Raw genomic sequence first — 13,721 nt, 5'->3', positions numbered from 1 at the left:
CACCAAAAACCTTCCTGTGTTCTCTTATTTCTTCAAGACCGGATACCTGTATCTCTGCAAGTATCTGTCCTGAGAAATTTTTCTGTAAACACAGGAAGTTTTTTTTATTGAACATTCGCACTCCGCTTCGTTACATGCTCACGAACAAAAATCGCAAAACGATTTTGTTCAGATCTCCAGTTTTTTCTTCACTGCCGGTGCAATAGACGTATCTGCTTTATGATATGGGATCAGTGTAGACTGCAGTGCATGGTACAGATCGGATTTTCCGGGCCATACAGTTCCTTTCAGATGATTCTGCTCATCCAGCTGATGAAACCAGGAGCCGTTTTCGTGATCCATGACCACTTCATCCAGGTACTTCATAAACGCAGCATAATCTTTCGCATATTTCTCCTTACCGGTCACCTGATAAAGAACTGCAGAGGTATTGATCGCTTCCGCAAGAGTCCAGTGCATACGGTCATGTACCACCGGTTTGCCATTCCAATCTGTCGTGTATACAATTCCCGGTGCACCATCTGCGTTCCAGCCGTCTTTTATTGCTGTTGTGTAAAGGTTTTCTGCTGCCTGAAGATGTTTTTCCAGTTTTTCTTTCTCTTCTCCACAGTTTGCAAGCGTCCACTGTGTGATCAGCCTTGCCCATTCGATTCCATGTCCCGGTGTTGCGCCATATGGCTTGAACGGATCATCCGGACGGTCACGGTTGCAGTCAAGATCTGCCACCCATTCCCTCGTAAAATGTTCCGGGATCCTCCAGGAGTTATCTTCTGCCCACTGGATCACATGATCAATGATCCTGCCTGCACGAATGTGATATTTTTTATCCCCGGTGACATCTCCTGCTGCCAGAAAAGCCTCTACCGTATGCATATTGGCATTTAATCCCCGGTAATCATCCAGCACAGTAAATTCTGTATTCCAGGTATCGCAGGCCAGCCCCTCCTCTTCATTCCAAAAATGCCGGTCATAAACAGCCAATGCCTCTTCAAGGAGCTCTTTCGCCCCGGGCCTTCCGGCTGTCAGTGCGGAAGATGCAGCCAGGATCACAAATGCATGGGCATAACACTGTTTATTGGGCACAATATCTCCTTCCGGTGTTACACCTGCATACCAGCCACCGTTTTTTTCATCGTGAAGCTCTCCCTTCAGACCTTTCAATGCCGCATCCGCAAGCTCTCCGCTTCCCTCATGGCCAAGCATCAGACCCAGACTGTATACATGAGCCATGCGACAGGTGATCCAGGTTTCCCGGTTTCTGTCCTTCCATGGTGTTCCGTCGTCCCCCAGATAATAGGAACCTCCATTCGGTGAAGGAAACCGATGTCCGAAATTCAAAAGCTCCTCACAGGATGCTTTCAGGAATTCCCGGTTTTCTTTTGTGCTAATCTCATATTTGCTGTTCATTTCAACCACCCCATCTACTTTTTTCTTTAGGATACCATTCTTTTTTGGGGACTTCAATTCCTTTGGATTCTTTTGACAAATTGACGAAAAAAGGAGAATGCCCTATATGCATTCTCCTCATATCAGATTTCTTAATTCCATTACCGTAACGGTCACAGATAGCCCTGTATTAATCTTCAAAACAGGTGATCACATAACGCTCACTTTCCATGATCACATCGGAAACATTATCCCTGTCCCAGATCGCATCACTGATGATATCTTTCAGCTTATCATCCATAACGATATTAAAATTCTCCTCGATCACCTGAAACGGAACTCCCTCATTCTCCTGTGCATACTCCATGATAAAATCAAGAATCTTCTCTTCCATACCTTAAAATCTGCCTTTCTGTAAATACTAACGTTTAATATATTACATCAGATTTTCGCAGATGTCCAGATATTTTCCAGCCATGTCTATGCGGTATTCCATAAGATATTATGCCAGTATACACACCCCTTCACATTTCGTTCTATATCAAAATCTGGTATGTCGGTTCACATATTTTGCTTTATATTTGGAGTACACAATGGTCTGATCCTTGTAAAGGCCATAATATCCCGATGCTGCATAGCTGATAGATACTGCGATCAGATAGAAGGATACTCCCTTAAATCCAAACATTTCAAAAGCGATCAGGATCGAAGTGATCGGACAGTTGGTCACACCGCAGAAAACTGCTGCCATTCCGCAGGCTGCACAGATTGACGGAGAAATTCCCATAAGATTACCCATCACACAGCCAAAGGTAGCTCCAATGCAGAAAGAAGGTACGATCTCTCCCCCGCGGAATCCTGCGCGCATAGTCAGTGCTGTAAGCACCATTTTCCAGAAAAAGGCGAAAGTATCCGCCTGTCCGTTTTCCACCGCTTTTTCAATAAGCTCCGCACCAGCGCCCATATATTCATCTGTTCTCAGAATAAAGGTGACAACAATGACCAGGCAGGCGCCCACTGCAACCCTGACATATTTATTCTTAAACCATCTGCCATAAAGTCCTGCTGCACCATTCAGCGCAATACAGAACATAATGCTGACAATTGCACAGCCCAGAGCGATCACTCCCATTTTCAGGCCAGTTTCCACAGTCAGTGCCGGAATATCCGTCACATGAAAACTTTCCGGTGTGACTCCCATTCCGGCTGCAAATCCGGAAGCGATCAATGACGCGATCATACACGGCATCAGTGCTGCATAATACATCACGCCCACACTGACCACTTCCAGCGCAAAAACTGCCGCTGCCATCGGTGTTCCAAACAGCGCGGAAAACGCCGCGCTCATGCCGCACATGACAATTACATGACGGTCCTCCTCGTCCAGATGGATCCATCTTCCAAGCTGGTTGGCAATACTTCCTCCAAGCTGGATCGCTGCTCCCTCACGTCCCGCAGAACCACCGGCAAGATGAGTCAGCGCCGTTGTGATAAAGATCAGAGGCGCAGAAAGGATCGGCACATCATCTCTGGAACGCACGGTAGAAAGAACCTGATTGGTCCCTCCATCCTCTTTTCCAAGCTTCTCATACAAAAATACAATGACAAGTCCGGATAATGGCAGCAAAAAGAAAATCCATTCATGCGCCTTCCGGTAATTGGTCACTGCCTTCAACGTAAAAGAAAACAGTGTGCTGGCAGCTCCTACGATACATCCTGTAATGACAGCAAGAACCAGCCACTTGATCAGATTTGAGATATCCCGGCTGATTCTTGCACTGTAATAATATAAATGTTCCTTTAATCTTTTGTTATGATCGATCCCCATGTTCCTTCCCTTCTTTTCTTTACTGTCTGCATTATACTACATTTTTCCTCTCAGTAAAAGCAGGAAGAGAAAGCCCTGTTATTTTTTCTTCCGGGAAATATGCCTGTGTATCAGGATCGAGAATACACTGATCATCACAAGAAGCACTGCGGAAAGCCAGAATGCCGGTGATCCGGGATTCTTGATATTTGCTCCAAATATCGTGGCTAGGATAACTCCCGGAAATGTTCCCAGCATCCCGCCCAGCATATATACTTCAAACGGGATCTTCACCGCGCCCAGAAACAGGCTCACTGCATCCCCGGGCAAAAAATTCAGCGTTCTCATAAAAAAAGAGATATACAGCGGATTTCCGTTCTGATAGTCCACCACTGTTTTCAGCTTCGGATATTTGGAAGTAAGATTCTCCACCATGGAAGAGCCGGAAAAACGTCCCATCCAGTAAGGAAGCGCCAATGTAACTGCTCTTCCCAGAAAGTTCACCAGAAGTGCAGTTCCTGTAGAAAACAGATGTCCTACAGCCAGCTGCAAAACTGCAATGGGGAATACAAAGGAAACACTTTTCACGGCATAAAACACAAGCATAAGCAATGCAGCCTTAACAGGTTCCTTCGGCGTATAGCGCAGAATCTTTTCCACAGACAGATCCTCTCTATAACGGATACAGAAAAGGAGAAGCACAAGAAGGAGCACCGCTGGCAGATATTTTCTGATGTTATCAATCATTTTTTTCATGGTCTGATCCCTCCGTTTTCAAAAAAAGAGCACCGGCACCTGTTTCCGGTACCGTGCTCTTTTATAAGTTCTGCTTTTTTAAGTTTCAGGATCAGCAGCCTTTCTTCGCTGCCTTTCTCTCCTGGTCTTCCTTCCACATTTCCTCTGCTACCGGCTTCCAGTTTTCAGCATACCGGTCACATTTCGCACAGAGATGCTCTGCACTCTCCGGTGACTGAAGATCTGTGGAATGTGCTCCGGATTTTTCTACCATTTCTCTCAGCTTCTGCGGATTTTCAAGCATCGGGCATGGACGGTACATATTGTCATTAAACGGCTGTCCGTCATGATATGCCATCATCATCGGAGACTGCAGTGCTTCCAGAAGTGTTTTCTCGCGGATATTGGAATCAGAATAATGGATAAACACACATGGATCGATATCGCCGTTTGCATTGATATGCAGATAGCGACGGCCGCCTGCAATACATCCTCCCACAAACTCTGCATCATTCTGGAAATCCATTGCAAACAACGGCTTTGTTGCACGGTATTTACGGATACGCTCATAGGTTTCTCTTCTCTGTGCAGGAGTAGGAAGCAGCTCCGGTGCTGCATCATTTCCAACCGGCATATAATGGAAATACCAGATAAAGTACGCTCCAAGATCGATCAGGCTGTCGTAAAATGCCTCTGATGTGATAGACTCGAAATTTGCACTCGTATAACATGCAGAGATACCAAATACAAGCTTCTTCTCTCTGAGAAGATTGATGGCCTTGATAACCTTCTGGTATACACCATTTCCTCTTCTGCCATCTGTTGCAGTCTCAAATCCTTCCAGTGAAATCGCAGGAACAAAGTTTCCTACCCGAAGCATATCATTTGCAAAATCCTCATCGATCAGTGTTGCATTTGTGAAGGAAAGGAAGATACAGTCATTATGTTTCTCGCAAAGACGGATCAGATCCTTTTTTCTTACAAGTGGCTCTCCGCCTGTGTAAATATACATATAAACGCCAAGCTCCTTACCCTGGCGGATGATGTCATCAATCTCATCGTAGGTGAGGTTCAGCTTGTTTCCATACTCTGCTGCCCAGCATCCTGTACAGTGCAGGTTACATGCACTTGTTGGGTCAAGAAGGATTGCCCACGGGATATTACAGCCATATTTCTCACGGCATTCATCCTGTTTCTTCCAGCCTGCAAGATTTGCATTGATAAAGAAGTTTGCAACCAGAGTTTTCATAACATGCGGATCAATATCAGTTACCAATCTATGAATAAACGGATAATACGGATGTTCCGGATTAGAAATGGCTTCGCGGATCATTGCTCTCTGTGTAGGAAATCCACCACCGGAAAATTTATCTGCCCAGTCCATGATCTTGATAAAATTCTTATCCGGATCTTTATAAACATAGTTAAATGCCTGTTCAAGTCCGAATTTCTTAAGTGTGTTCATTGCGCTCATACTATCTCTCCTTATTTCTCTCAATGTAAATATGCAATCTAGCTAAACGGACATCTTCATTCCGTCACACTGCATTTCGAGTACCAAAGCTTTCTTGCTATCTTTGCCTGACTCATGGTGTTACTGTACGTTTTTTCCATTTGAATAACAATAGACAATATAATTGGCATGACCAAAAACTAGGCAAATCTGTTAAAATGCCTAAATATTATTGGCATTTATTCTAAATAACATTAGTTATTTTTGTGCATACTTACTTCACGATGTTTATCCATATAAAAAACACCCTGGCAAAAGCAGAAATATCTTCCGCCCTGCTTCGGGTGTTTTTGATTTATCTTATTACTTTACTACGATATTGATGATCTTCTTCGGTACGTAAATCTCTTTGATGATATTTCCGGAAATCTTATCTGCAACTGCCTTCTTTCCTTCGGCAATCGCATCTTCTTTGGAGATTTCTGCCGGAATACTGATAACAGCCTTGGTCTTGCCGTTGATCTGAACCGGAACCTCGATCTCATCATCCTTCATAAGCTCCTCATCGTGAGCCGGCCACTGTGCATGGAAAATGGAATCCTCATGACCAAGCTTCTCCCAGATCTCCTCTGCAATATGAGGAACAAATGGCGCAAGAAGAATGGTAACTGTCTCGATGGTTTCTTTGTCAACAGCGCCGTCATTCTGCTTTGCGATAGCGATCAGCTTGTTTGTGTATTCCATAAATCCGGACACTACGGTATTCAGGCTGAAGGCCTCAAGTCTGCTGGTGATATCGTATACCATCTTATGACGGGTCTTCTCCATCTCTTTGGTAGCCGGGATATCTTTCTCAATGCTGTCAAGAGCCAGATTCCAGAAACGTTTCAGGAATCTGGATACACCATCGATTCCTCTGTCATCCCATTCTGCATCCAGTTCCGGCGGTCCTACGAACAGCTCATACATACGTAAGGAATCACATCCGTAATCATTTACAAGATCATCCGGTGAAATAACATTTCCTTTGGATTTACTCATCTTGATTCCGTTTTTACCTGTGATCATACCCTGGTTGAACAGCTTGACAAACGGCTCATCGAAATCAATAGCTCCGATATCATACAGGAACTTGGTGTAGAATCTGGAGTACAGAAGATGAAGAACAGCATGCTCTACACCACCGATATACATATCTACCGGCAGATATTTATCAGCTTTCTCTTTGGAAACCAGTTCTTTATTATTCTTATTATCTACATAACGGAGGAAATACCAGGAAGATCCTGCCCACTGAGGCATGGTGTTTGTCTCACGTTTTGCAGGAGCACCACAGCATGGGCATGTGGTATTTACCCACTCGTCAATAGCTGCAAGCGGTGACTCTCCGGTTCCTGTCGGCTGGTAGCTTTCTACCTCCGGAAGTCTTAACGGAAGCTGATCCTCCGGTACCGGTACCGCACCGCATTTCGGGCAGTGTACGATCGGGATCGGCTCACCCCAGTAACGCTGGCGGGAAAATACCCAGTCTCTCAGTTTGTAGTTGACAGTCTTACGTCCGATACCCAGCTTCTCGATGATATGCGGTGCTTCCTTCTTCAGTACGGAAGATTCCATTCCGTTCCACTCACCGGAGTTGATCATGGTTCCGGAAGCCTCTGTGTAAGCTTCTGTCATATTCTGAATTTCTTTACCATCTTTTGCGATAACCTGGATGATCGGAATATCGAATTTCTTTGCGAACTCAAAGTCACGGTCATCATGAGCAGGTACACACATGATAGCACCTGTACCATAATCAGCAAGTACATAGTCAGAAAGCCAGATTGGAAGCTTCTCGCCGTTCAGCGGATTGATCGCATAAGTACCTGTGAACACACCGGTCTTCTCTTTATCCTGAAGACGGTCTACATTGGATTTCATGGAAGCATCAAAGATATATTTCTCTACAGCCTCTCTTGTCTCGTCTGTTGCAAGAGATTTTGCAAGAGCATGCTCCGGTGCAAGTACCATGAATGTTGCTCCATGAAGAGTATCCGGTCTTGTTGTATAGACCGTGATCTTCTCTTCTCTTCCCTCAACCGGGAAATCGACCTCTGCGCCGTAGGATTTGCCGATCCAGTCTGTCTGCATCTTTTTAACCTTCTCCGGCCAGTCCAGTTTATCCAGATCACTTAAAAGTCTGTCTGCATATTTTGTGATGCGGAGCATCCACTGACGGAGGTTCTTTTTGGTAACCGGAGTGCCACAACGCTCGCAGCATCCGTTTACAACCTCTTCATTTGCAAGACCTGTCTTACAGGAAGGGCACCAGTTGATCGGGAACTCCTTCTCATATGCAAGCCCCTCTTTGAACATTTTTACAAAGATCCACTGTGTCCATTTATAGAATTCCGGATCTGTTGTGTTAACCTCCATATCCCAGTCATAGATCGCTGCGATATCGTTGATCTGACGTTTGATATTTTTGATGTTTGCTGCTGTAGATACTGCCGGATGAACACCCATCTTGATGGCATAATTCTCAGCCGGGAGACCAAAAGCGTCCCATCCCATCGGATGGATCAGGTAATAACCCTGAAGCATTTTATAGCGGCTCCATACATCAGAGATCACATAGCCTCTCCAGTGTCCTACATGAAGACCGTTTCCGGACGGATACGGGAACATATCCAGACAGTAGTATTTCGGTTTCTTGCCATCATTGACATTTACCGGCTTTTTCTCCCAGTTTGTGCGCCATTTCGCTTCGATGGCTCTATGGTTATAAGGTGCAGCCATTTTTTTATTCCTCCTGACAAATTACTCAGTATTAATACTTTAATGCTTTCACACACTGCTATTAATTTTAACTACTTATGATGTATTTGTCAAACAAAAATCCAAAAACAGCCCTTTTCCATCAAAATATACATGAACCTGCAATCCTGGCCTGGTTTAGTTGACGCTTCTTTTTTCACATGATATAATTTCCTGCATGTATTTTCCTATATTATACATACCATACATATTTATCTTAGGAGGGAACGCATAAATGAAATCTTTTTATTCCTGGTACCGGAAGCATATTACCGGTGCGATCTTTACAGGACTGATCCTGGGTATCCTCACAGGACTTTTCCTGGCCGGACGGTTTGAACCTGTCCTCACTGTGACCAGTCTGATCGGAAGTATCTACATGAACGCCCTGAACATGATGATCTTTCCCATGGTCTTCTGTTCCATTGTCATTGGAATCTGTTCCATCGGAAACGCACGTACTACCGGCAAGATCACTGCAGCATCCATGATCTATTTTCTCTGCACAACGGCACTTGCCAGCCTGTGCGGACTGATCATCCCGAGACTGATCCATCTCGGAAAGGGAGTCAAATTTGAGATGGCAACAGCCGATATCCAGGCTACAGAAATGAGCAGTATCCTTGACACCCTGAAAAACCTGATCCCTTCCAACCCAATCGCCGCATTTGCTGACGGAAACATGCTCCAGGTTCTGGTGTTTGCCCTGATCATCGGTTTCACACTGATCGCAGTCGGTGAAAAAGGAACTCCATTCCTGAATCTGATTGATTCCATCAATGAAGTATGCCTGAAGATCATCACAACCATCATGTACTTTACACCCATCGGTGTTTTCTGTACCATCGTACCGGTTGTGGAAGCCAACGGAACTGAAACGATCATTTCCCTTGCAACACAGCTTGTCATTCTGTATGTGGCATTCTTTGGCTTCGCTATTGTAGTGTACGGTCTCTCTGTAAAGCTGATCGGCAAACAGAGTCCGCTGAAATTCCTGAAAGCGATCCTGCCAGCAGCACTGAACGCCTTCGGAACCTGCTCAAGCTCCGCAACCATTCCATTAAGCAAGCAGTGTATGGAAGAAGAAATGGGCGTATCCAACCAGATCACCAGCATCGCCATTCCTCTTGGTGCTACCGTTAATATGGATGCTGTATCTATCCTGATGTCCTTTATGATCATGTTCTTTGCAAACGCCTGCGGGATCCATGTAAGTATTCCTCTTATGATCATTATCCTTCTTGCAAACGTACTGCTTTCCGTTGGTACTCCAGGTGTTCCCGGTGGTGCTATCGCATCTTTCGCAGCACTGGCAACTATGGCCGGACTTCCTGCCGGAGTTCTTGGTGTTTATATCAGCATCAATACCCTCTGTGATATGGGCGCCACCTGTGTCAATGTTATCGGTGACATGGCATGCTGCTCTGTACTGAAAAATGTTATCCAGATTGAGGAAGAAGCATAAACAAATCTTTCTGAAGTGTTATTTAAACAGAATGCGAATTACTTTACATAAAATATTTTATGTAAAGCAGCAATAGCAAAAGCCGTAAGATATATGTTTAAGAAACTTTCACATATACTTACGGCTTTTCTGTTTATCAACTGTTCACATCCTGTATTCTTTATACTGTTTAACGCAAATGATGTAACACAGAAATTTATATTTCATTTTGCTGACTTTATTTTTTCAGAACACGGTAATTTTCTTCTCTGTCGTAATCCTTATGGACCCCATCGTCCTCATATAAGGTATACTCCGCACCTTCATATCCGAGAAGCTGCATATTTTTTGTATCCAGAGCTGCCACACATTCCGCTGCTTCTGCAACCGGAATACATTTTCCCTTCCGGATAAACAATGGAATCTCATTCAGTGCCACCTCTACATAATGAACACCCTTTTCAAGGATCTCCTCTGCAATGGTTCCATCCGGAAGGAATTTCACAAACTTCATCTCCTCCGGAAGATATACATAACGGCCTCTTGCGTTCTGTTCATAAACCGGAGCGATCATGATCTCATTTCCAAGAAGCAGCTGGTCTTCCACATGTACAGCAATCTTATCCTCCGGATAAACAAAGCCCAACGGCCGGAAATACATATCATCGTTCAGAGCCGCCTTCATATATTCACTGTAAAGATATGGAATAAGACGATATCTTACACCGATCACATGACGGAAATCTTCCACATTTTCAAACTGGTAGCATTCCTGCTCTCTGGTACCGATCGCTGTATGATCACGCATCAGCGGTGTGAATACTCCAAGTGCCAGGAAACGAAGCAGCAGTTCTCTTGTTGTATCAGCGCCAAATCCACCCAGATCTGCTCCTGCATACAGGAAACCACACATATTCAGAGATGGCATCATCTTCAGGTTCAAAAGGATATGAGCCCACCAGGATTTATTATCGCCGGTCCAGATCCCACCATAACGATGCATACCAATATAGGATGATCTGGAGAACATCAGAAAACGTTTTTCCGGATCGATCCGTTCAAAAGCCTCCCCTGCTGCTCTGGTCATATTGTAGCCAAACAGGTTATGGACTTTGTCATGGCGGATCTTTCTGCCATCCACATTATGGTAAAATCTCCGATAATCTTCCGGATTGTTTGCAACATTGCGAAGTGCACTCTGCATCTTCCAGATATGGATCTTTCCTTCCGTATCTTTTGCAAATTCTCCTGCAAGCTCTTTGACCTCTTTCATTCCCTCTGTGGAATAGAAGATCGCCGGCTCATTCATATCGTTCCAGAAACCGTCGATTCCCTTCTCGATCAGGAAACGGTATTTGTCACCGAACCATTTTCTGGCATCTTTGTTCAATACATCCGGAAAATGAGTATCCCCCGGCCATACAGCAGCTACAAAATCACTGCCGTCCTCTCTCTGGCAGAAATAGCGGTTTTTAACACCCTCCTCATAAACATCGTATCCCGGCTCTACCTTGACGCCGGCATCGATGATCGGGATCAGACGGATATCCTGATCCTTCAGTTCCTTTACGAATTCCGGAAAATCCTGAAAATTCTCTTCACTTAATGTAAAGTCCTTATAAGACTGCATATAATCAATATCCATATAGATCATATCAATAGGAATATGATTTTCACGATATCCAGCTGCAACCTTCCGGAAATCCTCTTTTGTAGTATAGCCCCATCTGCTCTGGCCAAATCCAAAGGCAAATTTCGGCGGGATATAGCTTCTTCCGATCACATGACGGAACTGCTTTACAATATCATAGGGACTCTCCCCTTCGATCACATAAAGCTTCAGGTCTGCATTTTCGCAGGTTACCTTCATGGTATCCATTCTGGTATAGCCAATGTCAAAGGTGATCGCCGCCGGATAGTCAAAAAACATTCCAAAGGTTTCTTTTCCGGACACAATGATAAGATTATGTGCACCGTACAGGGAATGTTTATCCTCTGTATGCTCCGGATCATCGGTACAGTTACTGGTGTAAATGAATCCTCTCTTGTTGATACCGCGGTTGGATTCTCCCAATCCGTAGACGATATCCTCTTCATCCATGATATAAGTAAAAGAAAATCCATCTTCTGCACAGATTTCTCCATATCCTGGCTTTCCTTCTGCTGTCTCAATGTTTTCTGTCAGTGCCTCAGTCTCAAAGGGCTCTCCATATACATATTTTTTTATCATTTTTCCCTCTCCTGTTACAGATTTCTGTAAAGAACAAATGCCTCATAAGGTTTCAGGACCACTTTCTTTCCAAAATCCTTTCTTCCAAGATTTGTGATCAGACATTCTGCATTTTTCTGAAATTCTTCCGGAATTTCCATTTCTGCCACATGCTCACTGAAATTGCAGACTGTGAGAAGCTTCTCTCCCTCAAGGGTTCTGGTATATGCAAAAATCTGATCATGATCTCTGTAAAGTGCCTCAAAAACACCGTAAACGATCACCGGTTTTTCTTTTCTTAAACGGATCAGCTTCTGATAATAATGGAAAATAGAATTCGGATCTGAAAGCTGCTGCTTCGCATTGATCTCCTTATAATTAGAGTTTACCCTGATCCATGGCGTTCCCTCCGTAAAGCCGGCCTGATGAGAATCCTCCCACTGCATTGGTGTTCTGGCATTGTCACGTCCTCTCAGCATCAGGCACTTCATCATATATTCCGGTGTATAAATACCTGCTTCTGTATATTCATGGAAATACTGAATACTCTCGATATCACGATAATCCTTAAGCTCTGTAAAATAAGCATTGGTCATTCCAAGCTCTTCTCCCTGATAAACATAAGGAGTTCCCTGCATCATATGAAGACAGGTTGCCAGCATCTTGGCTGAAGTTTCCCTGTATGCCGGATTATCATTTCCAAATCTGGAAACACTTCTTGGCTGGTCATGATTTCCAAGAAACAGACTGTTCCATGCTTTTCCCGCAAGCTCTTCCTGCCATTTGATCATAACCTTTTTAAATTCCTGGAAATCGTATTTCTCGGTAGTCCATTTACCATGTTCTGATCCCTGTCCCTCTACATGCTCAAACTGAAACACCATGTTCAGCTCATTCCTGTCCTCACCTGCATATTTCTGTGCCTCTTCGATAGTCACACCGGAGGTTTCTCCAACTGTCATCACATCATATCGGGATAAAACCTCTCTGTTCATTTCCTGAAGAAACTCATGGATCCTCGGGCCATGGACGCAGTAAGGACCGAAATCACCGTATAATCCTCCGTTCATTTCTCCATCCGGATATGACTGATCCTTGGAGATCATGCTGATCACGTCCATTCGGAAACCGTCGATTCCTTTTTCACACCAGAAATTCATCATATCATAAACTTCCTGACGGACCTTTTCATTTTCCCAGTTCAGATCCGGCTGTTTTCTGGAAAACAGGTGAAGATAATACATCTCTGTCTGAGGATCATACTCCCATGCAGGTCCTCCGAATACACTTCCCCAGTTATTCGGTTCTTTTCCATTCACCGGCTCTCTCCAGATATAGTAATCCCTGTAAGGATTATCTTTGGATTTCCTGCTTTCAATAAACCAGTTGTGTTCGTCGGAAGTATGGTTTACGACCAGATCCATGAGGATCTTAATGCCCCGTTTATGCGCTTCTTCAAGAAGTTTTTCATAATCCTCCATAGTTCCATATTCTTTATAGATCCTACGATAATCGGAAATATCATAGCCATTGTCATCCTGCGGAGATTCCAGCATGGGTGAGATCCAGAGAACATTTACTCCCAGTTCTTTCAGATAGTCCAGTTTTTCTATAATCCCGGGAATATCACCAATTCCGTCTCCGTTGCTGTCCTTAAAACTTCTCGGGTAGATCTGATATACCACACTTTCTTTCCACCAACTTTTTTTCATGATAAATGGCCTCCTTTTTCTGTTTATTCTGAAATCAGCATATCCTATCCACCCTTTAAAATCAACAGGTTTCTCGTGAAACTTAAATTACTGCCAAACTTTTCTGTTTTTTTTATGCAGTTTTAACAATAAAGCACTGCTGTCCGGCGAAAGAATTCCCACCACATTCCGGAAAG

At 44.1% G+C, this 13,721-nt stretch carries 9 protein-coding genes; 1 reads left to right on the top strand and 8 read right to left on the bottom strand.

Going from position 1 to position 13,721, the window contains the following annotated elements; genetic code table 11:
- Nucleotides 1–168 precede the first annotated feature (168 nt).
- The 6 genes from CCC17_RS06720 to leuS form a co-directional block, all read right to left on the bottom strand.
- Entirely contained in the window at nucleotides 169–1,407 is a 1,239-nt protein-coding gene (locus CCC17_RS06720) for an AGE family epimerase/isomerase (protein WP_287082776.1), read from the bottom strand.
- A gap of 169 nt (nucleotides 1,408–1,576) precedes the next feature.
- Complete coding sequence (locus CCC17_RS06715) at nucleotides 1,577–1,780, bottom strand: hypothetical protein (RefSeq protein ID WP_015525195.1); 204 nt, start codon at nucleotides 1,778–1,780, stop codon at nucleotides 1,577–1,579.
- Nucleotides 1,781–1,927: 147 nt separating this feature from the next.
- Nucleotides 1,928–3,214 carry a chloride channel protein gene (locus tag CCC17_RS06710; RefSeq protein WP_287082774.1) on the bottom strand — a complete coding sequence of 429 codons (1,287 nt, stop codon included), beginning with the start codon at nucleotides 3,212–3,214 and terminating at the stop codon, nucleotides 1,928–1,930.
- A gap of 78 nt (nucleotides 3,215–3,292) precedes the next feature.
- Nucleotides 3,293–3,949: a TVP38/TMEM64 family protein gene (locus CCC17_RS06705; RefSeq protein ID WP_287082773.1), complete on the bottom strand. Its 657-nt coding sequence runs from the start codon at nucleotides 3,947–3,949 to the stop codon at nucleotides 3,293–3,295.
- A 91-nt stretch (nucleotides 3,950–4,040) separates the two neighbouring features.
- Nucleotides 4,041–5,402, bottom strand: a complete 1,362-nt coding sequence (locus tag CCC17_RS06700; RefSeq protein WP_178016165.1) for a radical SAM protein — start codon at nucleotides 5,400–5,402, stop codon at nucleotides 4,041–4,043.
- Nucleotides 5,403–5,744: 342 nt separating this feature from the next.
- A complete protein-coding gene (gene leuS, locus CCC17_RS06695) occupies nucleotides 5,745–8,162 on the bottom strand; it encodes a leucine--tRNA ligase (protein WP_021652634.1) in 2,418 nt (805 codons plus the stop codon).
- A gap of 253 nt (nucleotides 8,163–8,415) precedes the next feature.
- On the opposite strand from leuS, the gene CCC17_RS06690 reads away from it, so the two are divergent.
- Entirely contained in the window at nucleotides 8,416–9,645 is a 1,230-nt protein-coding gene (locus CCC17_RS06690) for a dicarboxylate/amino acid:cation symporter (protein WP_021652635.1), read from the top strand.
- Between the two features lie 217 nt (nucleotides 9,646–9,862).
- On the opposite strand, the gene CCC17_RS06685 is transcribed toward CCC17_RS06690, so the two are convergent.
- Complete coding sequence (locus CCC17_RS06685; protein WP_022426496.1) at nucleotides 9,863–11,854, bottom strand: glycoside hydrolase family 31 protein; 1,992 nt, start codon at nucleotides 11,852–11,854, stop codon at nucleotides 9,863–9,865.
- Nucleotides 11,855–11,868: 14 nt separating this feature from the next.
- On the bottom strand, nucleotides 11,869–13,545 hold the full coding sequence (locus tag CCC17_RS06680; RefSeq protein ID WP_287082771.1) for a glycoside hydrolase family 13 protein: 1,677 nt from the start codon (nucleotides 13,543–13,545) through the stop codon (nucleotides 11,869–11,871).
- Nucleotides 13,546–13,721: the final 176 nt, after the last annotated feature.

The sequence above is a fragment of the Blautia sp. LMAG:36 genome, assembly GCF_008680535.1.
GTDB classification, from domain to species: Bacteria; Bacillota; Clostridia; order Lachnospirales; family Lachnospiraceae; genus Blautia_A; species Blautia_A fusiformis.
This window is presented reverse-complemented; position numbering and strand designations above follow the sequence as displayed.